The organism is Lysinibacillus sp. CNPSo 3705 (assembly GCF_028674935.1).
GTDB lineage: Bacteria > Bacillota > Bacilli > Bacillales_A > Planococcaceae > Lysinibacillus.
On record NZ_JAQZSD010000060.1, the window covers coordinates 1 to 21,192 of the forward strand.

Below are 21,192 nucleotides of genomic sequence, written 5' to 3' on the forward strand. Positions count from 1 at the left end.
GCTCGGCGCTCGCCCGCGGAAAGCGAGCGGAATGCTTCGGAAAACAACAGTAGAGTCACAGTGCCAAATGAAAAAAGCGAGGTATTCAACGATTTACTCTTTAAATACCTCGCGATGTAAGAAGATATAGACTTTTTCAGTGCCCTCCGTCTAGCTTCCCTACACTTTGTTATTTAAATAAGCTGCCAACAGCGGTAATTGATGTCGCCAAATCTTTCCGATATTGTTGATGCTGTTCGTCCAGACTGTTTATATTAACCTCGTTCCCAGCAAGCGAAGAATGTACGTAAAGGTTGTCGCCTATATATAGTGCAATATGTCCTGGGAAGTACAATAAGTCTCCCTTTTGTATGTGCTCTAGAGAGATTTCCTTGATAGGAAAACCTTCAACAATTTTGGCATCGCGATAAATATATACTCCGTTTAGCATATATACCATAGAACATAGACCTGAGCAATCAATACCTAACGGCGATTTTCCTCCCCAGCGATAGGGTGTTGCTAAATAGCTAAGCGCCGTTTGAACAACATTTTCTCGTAATTGTTGCTCGGATAAGCTATTTTCTGGAATTTTTTCTTGTAACCATTGCCTACGTACATAACCAATCTCTCCTGCCACTAATTGCACTGCTGCCCATTCAGGATCTAGCTCGCCAATAGCCGTTGAACAGATGATTGAGCCTTTAACGAGTGTCATCATTTTCGGACTCTGAATTCGAGGCTCCTGCAAAACATCAGCAAAGCTTTGGCTAATAAAATGATTCGCTTCTTGTAGCCAGATGTCCGTTTTGGCAGCATCCACCAGGAAGTTATCCTTCTGGCAATAACCTTCATAGCGATAAGCAGTTTGTATGCGGATCCAGTTCTTATCCACTACTTCTATAATTCGGACAACCATTCCATATAGTAGCTCATCCACTTTTTCTGAGACTACTTCTGGCTTTGCATGTAAATTTGCAACCATAGACGTCACAATGGCATTCACTCTTTCATCTCCTTTCGCTTTACCAAATAATCATAAACAACTTTGGATATTCGACCAATTAGCTGCCTTGCATGATCATTGCTAGTAACCTCAGTGACGAAAACGCCAATAAGATAATCCCGAGAGCTGTTGTAGACAATCCCAACATCATGATCTACTGTATCAAGACCACCTGTTTTATGAGCAACTTTCACATCATCTACTAAGTAACGTTTTAGTGATTCGTGTACACGTTGACGACTTAAAATACCTATCACTACCTCACTAAATGCTGATGATAACAAGTCCCTACGATAAATTCTTGCAAATAGCAGTGCCATATCTCTTGCCGTCGTTGTATTATCGAAGCCTTTTGCTAGCCTTTCGAAATCCATCATCTTTCGTTGAATGGTAGTTTGCAGCAGCCCAATTTGACGAAAATATTGATTGAGTGTATCCATCCCTAGAAAATCGATTAATACATTTGTTGCTGTATTATCACTCGTAATAATCATCCACACTAAAAGCTCATAGATAGTACTTTGCTCTATACGCTGTTCACTAATAACACTAAAATCAACCCATTCTTCTGGTGCTATCATAATCTCTTGCTCTAATGATAGGTTGTTGCTTTCTACATAATTTAGAACAGCAAGCAATATAGGCACCTTAATTAAACTTGCGCTGGGAAATGGGTCTTCTAGTTTTTCGCTAATGAAAAAATGCTCCGTCTTACAATCTTTCACAAACATATGCACTTTATAGGGAGCTTTTTGAAGAATCCGTGTAATCGTTTGCTTCAAAATTCACACCTACTCTATAACTTTTAACAACTGATTCTCTGTGTCCATTGTCATCGTTCGACCAAATGGTAGTGACATCGTTGGTAAACAGTGACCGCATGTAATGTCCTTTATAATAGGTTTATGAAGTGGACCTAAAATTTCTTGAAAAATTGTTTGTAGTGATAGGCTGCGTTCGGGATGTTTTGGATTTTCAGGACCACAATTTGTCCAAGCTCCCAATAAGATTCCGGCCACCTCATCTAGTTTGCCTGCCAATTTTAGCTGTGTAAGCATCCGATCCACACGTTGCTCACTTTCATCTACATCTTCTAAAAATAAAATTTTACCCCTTGTATCAATTTCATAAGGTGTCCCAAGAGATGCCGTCACTAGTGTTAAGTTCCCACCAATAAGTTGGCCTGTAGCTTTTCCCGCTACAAGCGTCGTCATAGTTTGCCCAGGTGGATTTTCAAGACAGAAGTCCGTACGTTCTGTTGCTGTCACACTTTCGATAAAGCACTTCCACGTATACTGATCCATCTCTGGCCGAATAAATTCTGTAGAGGGCATTGGTGTATGATACGTAACAAAGCCACATTGTTGGTTAAAAGCGATATGTAATGCTGTTACATCGCTATAACCAGCAAATACTTTTGGGTTGGCTTTTATCATATCGAAATCTAGAAGCGGTAAAATTTTCGTCGCCCCGTAACCACCACGTATGCAGAAAATGCCGTCAATATTAGTGTCCCTAAACATTTGATTTACTTCAGATGCTCTTAATTCATCAGAGCCTGCTAAGTAACCATGCCTCGCCTGACATGTTTCCCCAGCGATAACCTTAAAACCTAGCTTTTCAATACTTTGAACGGCAGGGAGAAATTTTTCAGGTGGGGTTGCACCCGAAGCACTTATTAGACCAATTGTGTCACCTTTTTTCAATGCCTTTGGACGAATCATTTGCTTACCTCCATTTTTAGTGAAGTTCGGTATCTTTCCAATTCCTCTTCATTAGCCAAGACAAAATGACCTTCTTCTATTTCGGAAAATGACGGTGGCTGAATGTCATAGTTATGCTGTGATGGATCATAGATTTCTACGACTTTATCACGCTCCTTATAGGGATTTGGCTCCGGTACTGCCGATAATAATGCCCTTGTATAAGGATGAAGGGGATTAGCAAACAGCTTTTCCGTCTCAGCTAGCTCAACAATTTTACCTTTATAAATAACAGCAGTTCGATCCGTAATAAATCGGACTACCGATAAGTCATGCGCTATGAATAAATAGGTTAAATCATTTTGCTGCTGTAGATTGGCTAGTAAATTTAATACTTGTGCACGAATGGATACGTCTAATGCTGAAATTGGTTCGTCCGCAATAATAAACTCTGGCTCCATTACTAGTGCACGCGCAATGCCGATCCGCTGACGCTGCCCTCCTGAAAATTCATGTGGGAAACGACTTGAAAACTCTGGTAATAATCCTACATGTAATAAGGCATTGCGTACCTTCTGTTGACGATCAGCCTCATTTTTAAAGTTTTTTGTATTCATAAGTCCCTCAGAAATAATATAATCTACCTTTGCGCGTTCATTTAGCGATGCCATAGGATCTTGAAAAATCATTTGGATTTTCTGTGTAATTTCTCGATCCCACTCTTTCGATATTTTGCCATTTAGTTTCTTTCCGTGATACAGTATTTGTCCTTCAGTAACTTCATTGATACGCATAATAGCTCTGCCGATTGTTGTTTTTCCAGAGCCTGATTCACCTACTAAACCAAATGTTTCACCTTTGTAAATATCGAAGCTGACATCATCAATCGCTATAAATTTATTTTTGCCTTTCCCAAAAACAACCTTTAAATTTTTTACCTCAACTACCACTTCTTTATGACTCATGCGCATAGCGTCTCCCTTCTTTGAAAAAGGCTTGTAGCGCTTCAGGGGGTTCTACTTTCGGTGCGAGTGGATCTAATAGCCACGTACGAGCATAATGTGTGTCACTCACCTGAAAAAAGGGTGGACGTTCCACAAAGTCAATCTTTAACGCATATTGATTGCGAGGAGCAAAGGCGTCTCCTTTAATTTCTTGAAATAGATTTGGTGGAGTGCCTTTGATAGAATAAAGCTGCTTCCCTTTTGAGCCTAGTTGTGGTAAAGAAGAAATGAGTGCCCATGTATAAGGATGCTTGCCATTAAAGAAAATTTCATGCGTCTTCCCTATTTCGATGACATCACCTGCATACATCACTGCAATACGGTCAGCAACCTTCGCTACAACGCCTAAATCATGCGTTATATAAACGGTCGTTAGTCCATATTTTTGTTGAAGATTTTTTAAAAGCTGCAAAATTTGCGCTTGGATTGTTACGTCTAATGCAGTTGTTGGCTCATCACATATTAAGATCTTAGGCTTACACGCTAGCGCAATAGCTATGACAATTCGTTGACGCATGCCGCCTGAAAATTCGTGAGGATATTGCTTATAACGCTTTTCCACATCGTGAATGCCAACATCTTTTAGCAATTTTAAAGTTTCTTCATATGCTGCCTTGCCCTTTAAATTCTGATGTAAAAAAACACATTCCTCAATTTGCTTGCCAATCGTTTTCAGTGGATTTAATGATGTCATTGGATCCTGTGTAACCATTGCCACTTCTTTTCCACGAATGCTTAGCCACTCCCGCTCGGTTTTAAACTGTGCTAAATCCCGTTCATTGTAAATAATTTCTCCCTGATCGATATAGCCATTTTTATCGAGCAAGCCCATGATTGATTTCATTAGAACAGATTTTCCTGAACCTGATTCGCCAACGATTGCTAGACTTTCACCTTTGTATAAATCAAGAGAAATATTACGAATGGCCGTTAGCACTCTGCCACGAAGTGTAAATTTAATAACTAGGTTTTGAATAGTTAAAATACGTGTTTGAGTTTGTGTCATTTCCTACATCCCCTTATACGTGATTTTTCGGATCTGCTGCATCTGCAAATGAATTTCCTATAATATAAAATGCAATCGTAATGACGCTTAATACAATACTTGGGAAAATAAGCTGATATCTTAATTCAGGAGACATCATGAGTACTCGTCCTTCATTGATTAAATTTCCTAAAGACGGCTCACTAATCGGTAAGCCTAATCCGATATATGTTAAAAACACTTCTGAGCCTATAGCAAATGGTATCGCTAGACTCATTCGTAACATAATGACGGAAATAAGATAGGGTAATAGGTTTTTTAAAATAATTCGATAATCAGGTGTTCCTAAACATTTTGAGGCTAAGTTATACTCCCGATCACGCAAAATAACAATTTGATTGCGTATAAATCTTGCCATTTCTACCCAACCGGTAATACACATTGCAATAATAATCGTTGAAATACTTGGTCGTAAAATATAGGACATTAAAATTAGGACAATCGTTGTTGGTATGTTATCAACGACATTGTAAAGCTGTGTAATGGGTGCCTCTAATTTCCGCGAAAAACCCCAAAGTGTACCGATCGTAATACCGACGATAGCCTCTACTAAAGCAACCACACAGCCAATAAATAATGAGGTCCTTGTTCCTGCCCAAATACGTGACCATAAATCCTGCCCAATGGAATTTGTCCCAAACCAAAATTCAGCGTTTGGTGCAACATTACGTGCTTGGAGACCTGTCTGCTCATCTAAATATATTTCAGTCGGTGATTTTTGTACTGGTAAATACGGTTGTAAAATGGTAAAAGCTACGATAATTAGCACACCAACTAATAAAAAGACAGCGATGCGATTTTTTAAAAAGGATTTCCATGTTGAACACCAATAGGAATAATTAGAATAGGCTGTTTCTTCAGCTTGACGTTCATCTACTTCCGCAAAATCGAACAATGATTCACGTGATTTGTTTGAGATATTGTTTATTTCTTCTGAATACATTCCCATTAACGTACACTCTCCCCTTTCCCCAATTTAATGCGCGGATCAACAACGGCCATTGCAATATCACCTAAAATTAGTCCGATAATGCCAAGTGAAGAGAACACAAGCACTAAGCCTTGTACAATCGTATTATCCTGTCGCTGTATGGCATCTACGAGTAAGCCCCCCATACCAGGAATAGAATATAAGGATTCAATGTAGATGGAGCCTGTAATGGTAAAAAGAATAGTTGCTGGTAAATACTGTGCCATCGGAATAAAAGCGTTTCGTAATACATGTTGAAACATTAATGTACGCTCTTTCACTCCTTTTGCTCTCGCTAGCTTTATATAATCTTTGTTTAGTTCATCCACCATGTAACGCCGCATCCACATAGCATAGGAAGCAGTCGGTGCTAACGCCATTGAAATCAGTGGTAAAATCCAAGTAATAGGATTATATTCATCGAAAAGCATTGGTAAATGAAAAATTTCTGTAATATACATTTGAATGACTAAATAATAGACGGCGGCTGGCACTGCAACGATAATGACAATATAGCCTGTCCCTAAGCGGTCCAGCCAGCGTCCCTTCATCTGGGCCATCACTATGCCGAGCGGAACTCCAATTAGAAGAGATAGCGCAACCGCCCCTAAACCAAATAGCAAGGAATACAGGATCTTATCTGCAATAATCGTGACGACTGGTACATCTGTCCGATATGTAACAGATTTACCTAAATCACCATGAAACAGCTTAGCGTAAAAATTTCCTAACTGTACAAGTAACGGGTCACGTAAACCTAAATTCGTTAAATATACTTCTTGCTGTGCAGGTGACATTTTATTCGCTGCTGCCCCTAAATAACCTTCCTCCGGCATTAAGCGTAGTAATGAAAAAACAATCGTAATGATAATAAATAGTGTTAAAACTGATTGTAATAAACGTTTACCTATATACCTCAGCATCATTTCATCCTCCTTCTTCAGAAAGACAGAAGGAGATGCCGACTTTTTTATTTCGGTATCTCCTTCATAAATACGAACCGCTTTTGACTTTTTCTTGAATGTAGCAAAGATCCTACTATTTTCTCCATCATCAATGCCCGATTGTTTCAGCTATCCATCATTATTTCGCTGCTTTAGCTAACGCCTCCGCACGTTCCTGCTCCCATTTTGCTAAAGCTCCTTTAAACTCCTCGTTACTCATTGGTTTGTCTAAAACTCGCTGACCTTTAACTTTCTCGGTAGTCACACCAAATGGTGAATATTGAGCCTCAAACGGATTTAATTTAGAAGCTACATAGCCACTCCCCCCAACTGAATAAGGGATAACAAATGCCTCATCAATTAAGAAGGCTTCCGCTTTGGCAAATAATTCATAACGTTGTGCTGTATCAATCGTCGCATTTGCTTCGTCCACCAAGTTTTGATATTTTGATTTTCCGTTTGCTTCTGTATATCCTTCAGCTAGCTCCGGTTTATTATAAGTACCGCCTACAATGAATGGATCCGTATACGTTGATGGGTCGGCGTAGTCTGGACCCCAGTTTGCTTCAAGAAAAGCAAATTTACCAGGTTTACGAACCTCTGATAAAAAGCCTGTAGATGGTCCTGCCTCAATGATAATATCTACATAATCAGTACCTAATAGTTTTTCAATCTGCTGTTCAACGACTTGTGAACGATTTGCCCAATCTGGCATACCGGAGTTATAAGGCATCAATACTTTTACTGGGAAGGTTACTTTTCCTGCTAGCGCTTTTTTCGCTTTTTCCTTGTATTCCAAAGCTTTCTCTTTGTTGAAAGAGTCATTATTTGTACGATCAGCTAATGGTGCTAACTGTGTATAGTCAACCCCCTCCACATTGACAAAGTTTTTAGGAGTAATCGTGTTGCTAAGCAAATCTTTTGGATGATAAGGTTCTAAAGTTAACATTGCAGATTCACGGTCGAGTGCATGGAATAGCGATTTTCGGAAATCTTTATTATTGACCGCTTTCTTCCAATTTTCAGGCTCGTATTCCGCATCAAATTGCGGGTTAAAGTTTAAAGCATAGAAATACGTATAGAAGTTATTTTGCGTTTGGCGAATTTGTGATTTTTTCTTATCATCTTTAAACCACTCATCAATAATAGAAGTTGGAATACTCGCTGAATCGACTTCTCCCCGTAAAAACAATTCTGGTGCAACTGTAGCCGCTTCTTTATTGTATTTATAACGAATACGATCAATGAGAACATGGTCTTTATCCCAATACGTATCGTTTTTCACAAGTACTCGCTCATTTTGCGGTTCAAATTTATCTAAAATATAAGATCCGTTATAAAGGAAATTTTCACGAGTTGTACCAAAACTATCACCTTTTTCTGCTATAAACTTACCATTAACCGGAAAGAAGCAGACATAATTCAACATAGAAAGGAAATAAGGTGTTGGCTTTTCTAAAGTATATTCTACTGTATGTTTATCTATCGCCTTTATGCCAACCTTCGAAAAATCTGTCAGATCACCGTTATAGAAGGCTTCTCCATTTTTCACAACTGTAGCAATCCAAGCTGTTGATGATTCATTTTTCGCATCAAGGACATAATGTAAGCCATCTACAAAATCTTGAGCAACAACATCCGCATACTCTTTGCCATCATGAGTGACCCATTTTGCATCGTTACGTAGCTTGAACGTCCAAACTGTAGTATCGTCATTTGATGACCATTCTTTGGCTAAGCTTGGTTGTACAATCCCATACTTATCATACTCAATTAATCCATCAATCAAGTTCGCCGCCACAGCAAACTCATTGGTTTCAGAGGTCTTTAAGTAATTTAACGTTTTTATTTCCCCCGAATAAACAACGCGATACTCTGATTTTTTTTCACTTGCAGAATCATCACTGCATGCTGCACAAATCACTACAACAAGACACACGAAAAGCAACCAATACCTTTTCCTCATAAGCATCCCCCTAGTAATCTTATTTATCTACATTAAGTGACAGTTAAAAATCTCACGATAGCGGAACGAGATTAACTATCAGTCGTCAGTGAGAACCCCTCACTGATGAAAGAAACAATTTATTACGAGAATCCTAATCCAACTGCATCCGTCATCCTAATTCGATCATTTTCAAATAGCGGGCCACCGACAATAGGATCTTTCAAACATAAACTAGGACCGTCTAAATCTATCATCGTGATATTTTTCTGTGATGCGGCAAAATGTGCAGCAGCACTAACGCTAATTTTTGTCTCTAGCATACAACCAATCATGCATGGTATGTCATTCGCCTCCGCAATGTGGCAAATTTTCTGCGCTTGATAAATGCCTCCTGTTTTCATGAGCTTAATATTAATCAAATCTGCAGCTCGCTTTTCGATAATGGTATAGGCATCTTTTGCAGAGAAAACACTTTCATCTGCCAATATATTTGTCAATGTATTGGCCGTTACAAATTGCATCCCTTCTAAATTATGGCAATGAACAGGCTGCTCAACCAATTCAACATTTGTACCAGCATCTTCAAGTGCACTAATAATTTGTACAGCTTGCTTCGGTGTCCAGCCCTGATTCGCGTCAACCCGTAATGTTATGGCGTGTCCAACTGCATCACGAATAGCAACAACTCGCTCTACATCCCCCGCTGGATCTTTCCCCACCTTAATCTTTAAGATTTGAAAGCCACGCTGTACGGCGGCTACACTATCCTTCACCATTTCTTCAGCATCATTTACACTTATCGTAATATCTGTTATTAACTCTTTCCGGTAGCCCCCTAATAATTTATACAGAGGTGTTTGATAGTGTTTTGCAAATAAATCATAAATTGCCATATCTACCGCAGCTTTTGCACTGGTGTTTTGATAAATACTGTTGTCAATGCGCTCCATGATTTCTGTTAATTCTTCAATATCCATTCCGATAATGGCTGGCTTTATATACTCTTCTATAGTGTGAGAAATAGACCCTAATGTTTCACCAGTAATAGCTGCAGTCGGTGCCGCTTCACCGATGCCTATTTGCCCATCGTCAGCGTGAACATAGACGGCAATGTTGTGAATGCTATGAACGGTTCTTAAAGCTGTTTTAAACGGTGTTATTAGCGGTGCCTCTACCTTCCCTACGACAATATTTTTAATTTTCATCCATTCACCTACCTTTAAGTTACTTATGTTAAGAACTGTAAAAGTCGAAGCACCTCATAAAAATCATCCGTTACGAATTCCACTGTATTATGTGGTTTAAACGTAGCATTCGGATAGAAAGAATTTCGATATGCTCGTGTATGATCACGATAAATGATTTCCACTACAAAGCGGTCTGGTAATGTCACTTGTAATGTTTCACGTGCCACCTTCATCGAATCCTCGACAAGTCGTTTCGTTTCCATAATCGTCAGCTGTGGACTCACACTAATGGTCGCATTTCCTATCCCTTCTTTCGTGGCAAATGTGATGATATTATGATTGATAGTTTGAATTTCCTCAGTTAATCCTACATCGCCACTAACAAACGAAACTGGGACACCATGTAAAGCAGCCGCATACGTATTAATTAAAAACTCACTTGCATATTCCCCATTAATTTTCACATCAGCAAAAACACAAAGCGTATGTGCTAAAGGATTACGCGCGCTCCCACCTTTACTGTGATAGCCAATAAAAATGGCGCGATCAAAGCTCTTATCAAGTCCTGCAACCATACACATCGGGTCATATGTCCACCCTCGAATAACCTTGCAATTTACTGGTAGATTAGAAATATCAAGATTCCGTGCTGAATCATGAGCGTCCTTTAATAAAATCTCGGTTGCTCCACCAAGAATAGCCCCCTCTATAGCGGCTTCTACTTCCTTTGTCATTTGCTTTTGGAAAAACTGATAGTCTGGCGCGTTTAGCTCCGTCTCACTCCAAGCTGTTGTGCCAGTAATTCCTTCAATATCTGCACTAATATAAACCTTCATAGCAATCGAAACTCCTTTACTTTATTATCTTGGATTATTGCGTCCACAGCTCCGTAACTAGCTTCTTGTGCCCCTACACGTCTAGCCCATGAAACATTATTAAAATCGTAATGCCACCATTCCTCTGAATAATTTGTAAACCCAACCATTGTCATACAGTTAAATAGAAGACGTCGATGAACACAGGCTTCCCAATCTTCCGCTGGATATTGTTCAAAATAGCGTGTAGCAGATTTTTCACTAATTTCATCAAATGCTGTACCTAAATTTAAAGCATTGCCATCTAAGTCTCCCAATGTTATATCAATCGCTCCCCCTGTTAAATGAGGAGCCAAATGAGCAAGATCAATGCTTGGAAACGCCACATATTTGCGCGTTTCCTTCTCAATCTCTTGTTGGGTAAAATGAGGGAATCGTTGCTTCATTTGTATTGAAAAATGACGAAACAAGTACTGCTGCACCTGAAATGGTCTATAGCCATCATATAAAATAAAGCTATAATTATTAGGCAACAACAAAAGTGCTTGCATGAGTCGCTCATATACACCCTCACGTAAATAAATTGCACGTAAACTATTAGGAATTTTTTGTTGATAATAAATGGGCTCTATAAATATTCTAGGGCAGTCTTCTCTGATTTGAATTAATGGCTCCCCATTTTCATAAATGGCCGGCGTTGACTCCTTCATCGAACAATTATCTCGTTCAATGGGTTGAAAAACGGCGTACTCTATTGTACACACCCCCATTTCAAGATTTCCGGAACATATTTTTAGATAATTCAGTTTTTTAAATGAATGTTAGCATACCTTAAAATCATTGACTAGATAAAAAAGTTAACATGACAAAATAACAGCTATTCTCTTCTTTCCAAACAAAATCAGTCAATCCTATACCCAAAAGGTCGAAAAGCCATGTTTTTTCACTTATTTAAAAATTTTATTCATAGCTGTACTGGAAGATTACTAAATAAAACAAAAATGACGGAAGGAATCAAAAAATTGAAAAAGCAGCGACTTCATTTGCAATAAAAAACCTCCATTTTGAATAAACATTGCTCAAAATGAAGGTTAATTATTTCCAACTAAATAATATTTTTTTATTATTTCACGCACTAATGATGATGTTTCATATACAGTGGAACGGATATGACATTTTATAATTTCCTCATTAAGACTAAACCAAAACTACGAGTATAAATTCCTCTTAGATTGATAGTTATGTATGGTGATCGCTAATAGATTCTGCTGGCAAATTGGCAATCACGAAGCCCTAGTTCCCTCAGTTGCTTCTTTATCAACTGTGCAATACGCTCGCTCTGTATTGTAACGATTACGAATAGACCGTCCCGGGATTCTTGCGACATTCGTTCTAGTGTACTAGGCAAACTTACAGGGAGTCCATTGATGACACAGCCGACTTTTTGCTCGCTGTTATCCAAAAAACCTTTTACATTGTACCCCGCGTTCTGCAAGATTCTAGCTGTGCCTTCGCCGCTATATCCTGTAGGGAATACATAAATCATCTCTTTGTCCTCTTGACCGTACAACAATGCCAATGTCGTTTCTACAACCAATGTACGGTACATACATATTCCGATGAAAGGGCCATACACGTTGATCAATTCAAATAAATAATAATTCCGCGGCAATTTTTCAACCAGTGGAAAAATGTCCATATTCTTTTCAATGATGTCAGCTAATTCATGTAACTCCCTTCTACAAAACGTATCGCAACGGGTTGCGAATAAGCCAAGTAGAAAGTCAACACGCGAATAGATGAAGTCGCGCCGGGCATCTTCATAATTTTTTTCATGAAGAAACCTCAGTAAATGCAAAGTTACGATGAGATGAGACTTGCTGTTTAAATATTCTTTCGTTGCCGTTACCGATCCGCTTGCTCTTGGGCGATAACAATAAAAAGGCTCATTCAGTAAAGCGAATGTATTGGCGCAACATATTACTTTCGGAAACCATTCCTCATCCTCCGAATGACATCCTTCGGGAAACGTAATGCGGTTAGCCAATAATAATTCTCGGCATACAATCAATTTCCAAGAGGTGCATAACAGCTTAGGCAAGCCGAGCAGGTATTCTGCCATCGAACTTGAACAACACTCTTTAAAAACGTCTGGATCGAGAGTGACGTCATTCGTAATGTACGCCCCTTTTTCCGGTACGCAAACAAACCGCCCCATAAGCACATCTGGACTAGAACGCTGTAATAAATCTTTGATTTGTAAAAATACCCCATATGTATAATAATCGTCGCTATCGCAAAAATGGACATAGTCTCCTGCTGCTATTCTTAAACCTGCATTCCTTGCCCCCGCAGGAAGGCTATTCACATCCAGATGAATTGTTTTGAAATGTTTGTAACGTGCTGCATAAGCATCACAAATACGGCCACTATGATCCGTTGATGCATTATCGACTAATATAACTTCATAATCGATATCAATCTGGTTTAAGATGCTTTGAAGGCATTCGTCCAAATACGATTCGACATTATATACAGGGATAATAACACTTAGAATCGGCATGTACTCCTCCCTTATGTCACCGCATAACATACAGTTTCACAAAATCCATCGCTGTAATGCCTCATAAATAGTTTATATTCTGGTACTAGCTGCTTTAAATACAACGGTATTTGTACGATATCCAACGGTTTATGATACACGCATATAGCAAGTTTTGGTTTATATTCTCTTATTGTCTGCTCTGCCCCTTTGAGCGCTTCTAACTCTGCACCTTCTATGTCCATTTTTATAAAGGTAACGGGCTCCCCCTTGAGCGCTTCATCAACAGATATAACAGAAATTTCAATATTTCCGTTGGCGCTTAACCCGCTGGCTACACTCCCCTGTGCATTGAAGAGGAGATGGTCTTTTTGACTCCAAAGGCCGCACGGTATAAGCTCAATATTTGCCGATTGTGCAAACTTGTCAAGAAACTGTTTATGTTTAAGTTCCTCCGGTTCAAAAGCATAGATTCTCTTATACTTTCCTCCCGTTTGCTCAAGAAACATTTCTACGGTATCGCCGGTGAAAGCCCCTCCGTCAACAAAGACTTCTTCCTCAGACAATGCGATTATATCGGATTCGAAATACTGGGGAGCCTCGCTTTTCAAAGGAATCAGATGTTCACGGTTCCCAGTAATACAATAATTAATTCGTTCATAAAAAACATGCTTGGACTGTTCATCTGCAAGCATGTTGTAAACAGTGTTAAAATCAGCGGTATGCATACTCACTACCGCTGAGTAATTCCGGAATAATAAATAAAAAGCAATGTCTGATGCGACAATATGTTCAATCAGGTTGTGGTGCAATTCGTTTTCTTTTAATTGAACAGATATTTCTTCACTGTATTGATATGATGTAATAAGAATAATACTATCACTATACTTTTTCTTTAGATCATCAAAGCTTATGACAGGAACCCCCTCTATTTGAGTTCCCCGCTTTCTTGAATCATTATCGCAAAAGAGAAACCTGTCGGCTATATGATGAGCCCTGAAATATCTCAGGTATTCAACCCCAATCTCGCCAGCACCAAATAAAACAATAAAAGTACTTTCCGATTTTTTTAGAAGTTCGGCGCATTTATCGATAATTAACTCTAGGTAACTAGGCTTATTTATCATCAAATCGAACGAAATATCTTTTACCATTCACATCTCCAATTCCCTTTCAATAATATCCAGTTTATTCAAATCAAAAAGAAAATAGTCCAACTAGGTTTCGTTGTTTTTTTCTGCCGCGTTTCATCGACTACCGTTTTCTTCAAATACCGACGGAAATTCGGAGGCTAAATTCCTCTTCGTATCTTTTGTACTAGAACCAACACTGTACCATCAAACATCGCAATATTTTCATTGAACAAAACCATAGACATAAGACATCGATTTGTGGAAAGCGAGGGTTCAAACCATTCGTCATTGTTTCATGTACGAAAAAAGGATTGAAACGATTCATGCCCTTATAAACGAAGCTAAAATCTGACCCAGATTTTGGTTTTTCGACATACGATTGAATTGCATATCATATTCTAAAATGTATAATTTTTCACAACGATAATTTAAGGATACTTAAACTTTTCACCAAAACCTCATCCCAGCATATTCATCGACATATTATATTTCATCGGGGACTAAGGAGATAACCAGATAACTGGCTTTTCTATGAAATGTGGCATTATGTTTAATTTTTCGACAGACAATAAGAGGCATAGGACCACTCAAACAAGTCCCCCGTATTATTCCAAGAATAAAAACAAGTCACGATTTTCTGTGTTCCACACTGACCTGTGACCACATTCAAACTTTTGTAACGTTTGTCGTTGACATCACCAAGAACCTTTTCCCTTTTGGACACAGGCTTCTATTCGCAGTCATAACATTCGTCAATACCTCAGTGACGAATAAAAAAAACTCTCTTCAAACTAAAGTATAAGGGAGCATCAATTAACTGAATTATCATGCATTTAAAGAGGAGCAAAACAATGATTTGCTTTCGGTCTTTTAGACCTAAGGCTGGAATGGAGGTTCGTATGAAAGTAGTAATTCTCGCGGGAGGTTTTGGTACTCGCATAAGTGAAGAATCATATTTACGACCTAAGCCGATGATAGAGATCGGCGATGCACCGATTTTATGGCATATTATGAAGATTTACTCTCATTATGGCTTCAATGAATTCATAATTTGTTGCGGTTACAAGGGATATATGATTAAAGAATACTTTGCCAACTATTACATACACCGTAGCGATATGACATTTGACTTTACAGCCGAGAACAAGATGATTGTACATGCAAACGTTGCGGAGCCATGGAAAGTTACCGTTGTTGATACGGGGTTGTACACACAAACTGGTGGACGTATTAAACGCATTGCCCCCTATATCGGCAATGAGCGGTTTATGATGACTTACGGCGACGGTGTCAGTGACATTAATTTAACAAAACTCGTACAAACGCACGAAAATTCAGGAAAGATTGCCACATTATCCGCGATTCAACCAGGTGGACGATTTGGCATGCTTAACATCAACGACCGTGACGGAACAATAACTGGGTTTCATGAAAAGGCGCAAGAAGATGGTGTTTGGATAAACGCAGGGTTCATGGTGATGGAACCAGAAGTCTTTGATTATATAGATGGAGATTCAACGATTTTTGAGCGTAAGCCGCTTGAACGCTTGAGTGCGGATGGCAAGCTAGGTGTCTATAAGCATAACAAATTCTGGTCCTGCATGGATACGGCTCGGGATAAAGGGGTACTTGAAGCGGATTGGGCGAGTGGCAATGCGAAGTGGAAAGTGTGGGTGGATTAAATCATCAATCTTTTCGGTGATAGTGCGGAAATAGTCTAAACCAGCAGAGGAAACCGTATATATGGTTACGAACTGGATATGGATAACTTTAGCAAAACGACTGTCCGCCAACTAGAATGTCACACTGGTACTAAAGGGATTATGGAATTAAGAAAACGAATTACTTTTTACTCATAATGCAACACCCTGCGGAATCGTCACTTATTTACAGCATAACTAGCATAGAGGAATACCACGTTCTGGTATTTGCTTGACTATTATTTTGAAGATAAGGAATACAGTGTATTGCCACCTTTCATTAAAATGAATATTAAAAACGCTACATGATTCCACAGAAATAAATGCAAGGTAAACCAAAACTTACAATTTACATATACCATAATCTAGAAGAGATTTCTAAATTACCGAGGACAAATACTCGGTATTCAGAATGATTATATGTGCTATGACACCATATTGTATGTGGGATAGGAGGAAAAAAATGCGTATTGCTGTGTTTGGACTTGGCTTTGTCGGACTAACCACTGCGCTCGGTTTTGCGGACAAAGGTTTTTCTGTGTACGGATATGACATTAACAAAGAGCACTGTGCAGTGATATCCGGCGGAAAAGTCCCTTTTTTTGAGCCAGGATTGGACGACGCGCTCGCGCGGAATCTCGGAACAGCATTCACCTTAGTGGACTGTGCAATAGAAGCGGCGTATAAGAGCGACATCTGTTTTTTCTGCGTTGGAACGCCGAGTTTACCTGACGGTAGCGCAGATTTGGAACATTTGCTATTTGCAATTGACAGCGTTCTTGAAACAGTCTCCCCAGTCTGTGTGCTTGTCGTAAAATCCACGGTTCCGCCGGGAACGCTTAGCGAACGAGTCACGCCGCATGTCCGTGCAAAGGGAGCAAACAATCCGGTTGTGGTAAACCCGGAGTTTTTGCGCGAGGGTAGCTGCTGGGAGGATTTTATAAATGCTGACAGAATTGTCTGCGGCGTGACTGACGATACAGCAAAAAGTGTGCTCGCAGAGCTCTATATGCCGTTTGGCGCGCCACTTCATTTTGTAGAGCCTAACACGGCTGAGTTTATTAAATATTTATCAAACTCCTTGCTTGCAGCACTAATCAGCTACTCGAATGAGATGGCTCTACTAGCAGATGCAGTTGGCGGTATCGAAACGGCAAGGGCGTTTCGCATTCTGCATGAGGACAGCCGGTTTGCTGGCGCTGAAATTAGCAGCTACATATATCCCGGCTGTGGTTACGGTGGGTATTGCCTGCCGAAAGACACAGCTGCCCTTGACGCTGTCGCACTAAGCCGAGGATTCACGCCGCGAATACTTGAAAGTGTAATTTCTCTTAATAACGAAATGCCAGATCTGACTGCTCGAAAAATTGCTCATGCGGCAGGCAAAAAAACTGAGAAAATCGGTATACTCGGTCTGTCGTTCAAACCAGGCTCTGATGACGTCCGCGACAGCCCAGCGGTGAAGATCATCAAAACATTGATACGTGACGGTTATGTTAATATCTATACCTATGACTCACTTGCTATGCAGAAATTTCAAAACATGTACAGACTTCCCATTACTTATTGCGAATCGCTGCACGAAGTGTGCAAAACTTGCCGCACGGTCGCACTTGTAACCGCATGGGAAGAATTTAAAGGAATTGATAAGACCTTTCCGGATACACACTTCGTCGATTGCAGGTATTTCTTAGACAATTAAGTGTTAATTGGACTGACGTGGCAAAACATTTGTATAGATAAGGAATGGTGAACAATATGTCGGATAATAGAATTTTACTAGAGGACTTGCGGCGCATCATGGATGGCTTAACAGAGTACGAGCGCAGTGCTTTAACAGGAAGGAAAATATTAATTACGGGCTTTGCTGGCTCCCTTGGATTTATGCTGGTGCAGTTTTTTGCCCACTATGGACAGCTACTTGGTGTAAAACACATATACGTGCTTGATAATTATATTTTCGGAAAGCCCAAGTGGGTCCACGCAATAGAAAGCCACCCCCTGTTTACGGTGCGCAAGGGCGATGTCATTCGGGAGGATTTTTCGTTTGCCGGCGACGCGGACCTTATTTTTCATATGGCGTCACTGGCGTCTCCTGTATACTACAGATTGCATCCAATCGAAACGATGGACGCCGACGTTGCCGGGCTACGGCGCCTGCTTGACTTTTACAGTGGCAGAGGCATTTTCAATTTATTGTTTTACTCCACCAGCGAGGTTTATGGCGATCCTGAACCAAAAATGGTGCCAACACCAGAAAGCTATTGGGGCAACGTTAACAGCTCAGGACCACGCTCCTGCTATGATGAATCAAAACGGTACGCCGAAACGCTCTGTTATAATTTTCATTATCAGAAAGCCTTCCCAATAACGGTATTACGGCCGTTCAATAGCTTCGGGCCCGGACTACATTCAAATGATAAACGCGCCCCAGCAGATTTTGCGATGAATATTTTGCAGAATGAACCAATTGTCTTGTACAGCGACGGTAAAGCGACTCGTACCTTCTGTTATACTTCGGATACGACGCTCGCGTCGCTAAAATGCGCATTGTACGCGCGATACGACATCTTTAATATCGGTAACGACACGGAAGAAATGACGATTTTGGAATTAGCGGAGCTATATCGTTCCGTTGGGAATTCCCTCTTCGGGTATAACGGGAGCATCATATTTAGTGAGCATACAGACAAACATTACAATACAGACAGCCCACAGCGCCGCTGTCCGGATTTAAGCAAAATAAAAACAGTATTGGCTTACACGCCGACCGTAGATACGCGTACTGGAATAGAACGGTATTTGAGGTACTTAGAAATGAACGGGAATAATGAAAAATAGTTCATAAAAGAGGTGTAAATATGCAAATGTCTGGGCAGAGACCGCTTGTAAGCTTTATCGTAAGTGTATACAATCTAGAGCGTTATATTGGTGCGTGTTTGGACAGCATCATTATTCAGCCCTTTGATGATTATGAAATCGTTTTGGTTAATAACAATTCTACTGACGGAAGTGATGCCATTTGTAGAGAATACGCAAAGCATAATAAACAGATACGATATTACGCGCTGACCGGTGAGTCGATTTTCGGCAGGGCGGTCATATACGGCACCCATAAAGCGTGTGGACAATATATACATTATATAGATGGTGACGATATGTTAGCTCCGGGCGCATATGGCGAAATAGCAAATATTTTACGAAACAATGCTCCCGATGTGCTTTTCGGGCGGTTTAGTACGGTTTTAGAGGAAAGTATCATTAATTTTACTGACACATCTTATCAAACTGAACGTATTAACGGGCGAGATAAGGATCAAGCTCTTGAATACCTAACCGAAATACAGCCGTTTAATATAGCAACGTGGCGACTGATTTTTTCACGAAAATTACGGGAGTATTATAATGCGTCCATAAAAAGTTTAAAGACGCCAGCAAATATTTACCATGATGTCTACGTATCTATCCGTACTTTACTCTCGGCGCGCTCGGTACACTATGTTGACATGTTGGTTTACATATACCGTGTGCGTTCTTCATCAATTTCGAGAATACCTCCATCCAAGGCTGTCTCGGAGTGCTGCAAGCTGTTGCACTCTTTGACGTTGTTGATGCGCTATGTGGCAAAAACGGAACAAGAGCGGGGTTTTGTCCGCGTCTATATGGAACAATTTCGTTACCAACTCATTGCTGCATTATGCACCGTAAGCAATGAACAACTAACCGAAAGCGCCACCGAGATAGATAGATACTTGGAGCAAAAAAATTTGGAAGATACGGACACGAGCTCGAAAGACTACGGCTGTTCTGTAATTGATACACTATTATCAGAGGGCACTGTAGTGGGCCTTGCCAGTTTACGAGTACAATACTTTAACATAATTGAGCAAATGGCCAGGAAAGTTTTAACAAAGAAAGGACAAATATATATTGCTCCAACGGGCCATATTGGTTTATATTTAAAAACTGCTTTTGAGGCAAGCAACCTTTCTTTTTCTGGTTTTTTTGACAACGATGTACAAAAAAATGGAATGTTAGCTGATGGAATTCCTGTTTACCTCCCTGCCGCTGTAAAGAAAATTGCTGGTGACAAGCCAATCACAATCCTGATTGTATCCGGATACCAAAATGTGAGAGAAGAACTCAGGAGACAGTTTATCGCGCTTGGTATTGATGAAAGCGATTTGCTTTTCGTCGAATTTTAACATCTGGAGAGGTGTCTATGCCGTTTATTAGCGTTATTTTGCTTACATACAACCGTGAGCAGTACTTGCCAGCCATGCTGGACTCCTTGCGGAATCAGACATTCGGTGATTATGAGCTAATTCTAGTCAACAATGGTTCAACAGACGGTACAGCGGAACTCTGTACCGCTTACGCAGAAGCGGATGCGCGAGTGAAACTATTAACAATTTCGCAAAACATCGGTGCATCGTTTGGACGCAACAGCGGTCTTGCTGCCGCTACAGGCGAATATGTTGTATTTGTGGATGACGACGATCGATGCGAGCCATCGATGCTCTCGTTTCTCGCCGATCTTGCACGTGAAGAGAATGCCGACATTGCTATGTGTGGTAGCTATAACGATTTCGGGGATAGGCTGGAGCCGTACTTCATTTGCAATGTTCGGTTCGTTTTTGACCGATTACAGGGATTAAGAGAGTTATTAAAACGTCGCCTTTACAACGCCGCGCCACCGCCCAAGATCTTTCGACGCAGTTTGTGGACGGGACTGTCATTCCCGGACAATGTACTGGTGGACGACATTCACGTTATCTACAAGGTATTTGAGCGAGCAGGGCGAATAGCTGTGTGGAATATGCCGATGTATTATTTTAGGAAGCACTCGTCCAACATGACGGCGTTTATACATAACAAGCAGATGACGCCGGAGTTGCTTGATGAGTATTTGGCGATGTATCAAACACGAGCAGAATACCTCTCCAAACGTGCACCGGAAATTGTTGAAGATATTGAAAAATCTTTGTTCGCTTTTATGCAACGTATGTGTGAGAACATCAAATCAAACCGCTTAATGGGCTTTGAAAAGCAACTAGAGTATATGATGAATTACCTAGTTAATCAGGGAGAGTAACCAACTACGACAAGATGTAATTGCGTCCTGATTTTGAATTGTGTCAGCACAATTCATTCCTTTGAAAACCCGTGACATCCGCCAGCTCAGTCGTTGCCACAGGTCGTGGCGTTCTTAGACT

At 40.2% G+C, this 21,192-nt stretch carries 18 protein-coding genes; 5 read left to right on the top strand and 13 right to left on the bottom strand.

Translation table 11 applies throughout. The annotated features are described in order from the left end of the window. Window positions 1–169: 169 nt before the first annotated feature. The 13 genes from PVA17_RS19780 to PVA17_RS19840 form a co-directional block, all read right to left on the bottom strand. Window positions 170–985 (bottom strand): C40 family peptidase, encoded by an 816-nt coding sequence (locus tag PVA17_RS19780; protein ID WP_274068699.1) that lies wholly within the window; start codon window positions 983–985, stop codon window positions 170–172. After that, window positions 982–1,767 (bottom strand): serine hydrolase, encoded by a 786-nt coding sequence (locus PVA17_RS19785; RefSeq protein WP_274068700.1) that lies wholly within the window; start codon window positions 1,765–1,767, stop codon window positions 982–984. The genes PVA17_RS19780 and PVA17_RS19785 overlap by 4 nt, the downstream gene beginning before the upstream one ends. 9 nt (window positions 1,768–1,776) lie before the next feature. Beyond that, complete coding sequence (locus PVA17_RS19790) at window positions 1,777–2,709, bottom strand: S66 peptidase family protein (protein WP_132358725.1); 933 nt, start codon at window positions 2,707–2,709, stop codon at window positions 1,777–1,779. Next, the gene (locus PVA17_RS19795) at window positions 2,706–3,653 is read right to left on the bottom strand and encodes an ATP-binding cassette domain-containing protein (protein ID WP_132359423.1); all 948 of its coding nucleotides are present in this window, start codon (window positions 3,651–3,653) and stop codon (window positions 2,706–2,708) included. Before PVA17_RS19795 ends, PVA17_RS19790 begins: the two co-directional genes overlap by 4 nt. Next, window positions 3,643–4,698 (bottom strand): ABC transporter ATP-binding protein, encoded by a 1,056-nt coding sequence (locus tag PVA17_RS19800; protein ID WP_132358727.1) that lies wholly within the window; start codon window positions 4,696–4,698, stop codon window positions 3,643–3,645. The genes PVA17_RS19795 and PVA17_RS19800 overlap by 11 nt, the downstream gene beginning before the upstream one ends. Before the next feature lie 13 nt (window positions 4,699–4,711). Continuing rightward, window positions 4,712–5,686: an ABC transporter permease gene (locus PVA17_RS19805; protein ID WP_274068701.1), complete on the bottom strand. Its 975-nt coding sequence runs from the start codon at window positions 5,684–5,686 to the stop codon at window positions 4,712–4,714. Beyond that, a complete protein-coding gene (locus tag PVA17_RS19810) occupies window positions 5,686–6,633 on the bottom strand; it encodes an ABC transporter permease (RefSeq protein ID WP_305884014.1) in 948 nt (315 codons plus the stop codon). The genes PVA17_RS19805 and PVA17_RS19810 overlap by 1 nt, the downstream gene beginning before the upstream one ends. 157 nt (window positions 6,634–6,790) lie before the next feature. Then, window positions 6,791–8,617 (bottom strand): peptide ABC transporter substrate-binding protein, encoded by a 1,827-nt coding sequence (locus PVA17_RS19815; RefSeq protein WP_274068702.1) that lies wholly within the window; start codon window positions 8,615–8,617, stop codon window positions 6,791–6,793. 122 nt (window positions 8,618–8,739) lie between these two features. Beyond that, entirely contained in the window at window positions 8,740–9,804 is a 1,065-nt protein-coding gene (locus tag PVA17_RS19820) for a dipeptide epimerase (RefSeq protein ID WP_274068703.1), read from the bottom strand. A gap of 23 nt (window positions 9,805–9,827) precedes the next feature. After that, window positions 9,828–10,622 (bottom strand): M55 family metallopeptidase, encoded by a 795-nt coding sequence (locus tag PVA17_RS19825; RefSeq protein ID WP_132358735.1) that lies wholly within the window; start codon window positions 10,620–10,622, stop codon window positions 9,828–9,830. Then, complete coding sequence (locus PVA17_RS19830) at window positions 10,619–11,311, bottom strand: M15 family metallopeptidase (RefSeq protein ID WP_274068704.1); 693 nt, start codon at window positions 11,309–11,311, stop codon at window positions 10,619–10,621. Before PVA17_RS19830 ends, PVA17_RS19825 begins: the two co-directional genes overlap by 4 nt. 545 nt (window positions 11,312–11,856) lie before the next feature. After that, a complete protein-coding gene (locus PVA17_RS19835) occupies window positions 11,857–13,164 on the bottom strand; it encodes a glycosyltransferase family 2 protein (RefSeq protein WP_274068705.1) in 1,308 nt (435 codons plus the stop codon). Window positions 13,165–13,175: 11 nt separating this feature from the next. Next, window positions 13,176–14,297 (bottom strand): FkbM family methyltransferase, encoded by a 1,122-nt coding sequence (locus PVA17_RS19840; protein ID WP_274068706.1) that lies wholly within the window; start codon window positions 14,295–14,297, stop codon window positions 13,176–13,178. 878 nt (window positions 14,298–15,175) lie between these two features. Here PVA17_RS19840 and rfbF point away from each other — a divergent pair. The 5 genes from rfbF (at window position 15,176) to PVA17_RS19865 (ending at window position 21,071) form a co-directional block, all read left to right on the top strand. Further along, on the top strand, window positions 15,176–15,958 hold the full coding sequence (gene rfbF / locus PVA17_RS19845; protein ID WP_274068714.1) for a glucose-1-phosphate cytidylyltransferase: 783 nt from the start codon (window positions 15,176–15,178) through the stop codon (window positions 15,956–15,958). Between the two features lie 481 nt (window positions 15,959–16,439). Continuing rightward, the gene (locus tag PVA17_RS19850) at window positions 16,440–17,678 is read left to right on the top strand and encodes a UDP-glucose dehydrogenase family protein (RefSeq protein WP_274068707.1); all 1,239 of its coding nucleotides are present in this window, start codon (window positions 16,440–16,442) and stop codon (window positions 17,676–17,678) included. A gap of 56 nt (window positions 17,679–17,734) precedes the next feature. Then, window positions 17,735–18,817: an NAD-dependent epimerase/dehydratase family protein gene (locus tag PVA17_RS19855; protein ID WP_274068708.1), complete on the top strand. Its 1,083-nt coding sequence runs from the start codon at window positions 17,735–17,737 to the stop codon at window positions 18,815–18,817. A 20-nt stretch (window positions 18,818–18,837) separates the two neighbouring features. After that, the gene (locus PVA17_RS19860) at window positions 18,838–20,181 is read left to right on the top strand and encodes a glycosyltransferase family 2 protein (RefSeq protein WP_274068709.1); all 1,344 of its coding nucleotides are present in this window, start codon (window positions 18,838–18,840) and stop codon (window positions 20,179–20,181) included. 17 nt (window positions 20,182–20,198) lie between these two features. After that, a complete protein-coding gene (locus tag PVA17_RS19865; RefSeq protein WP_274068710.1) occupies window positions 20,199–21,071 on the top strand; it encodes a glycosyltransferase family 2 protein in 873 nt (290 codons plus the stop codon). Window positions 21,072–21,192 lie beyond the last annotated feature (121 nt).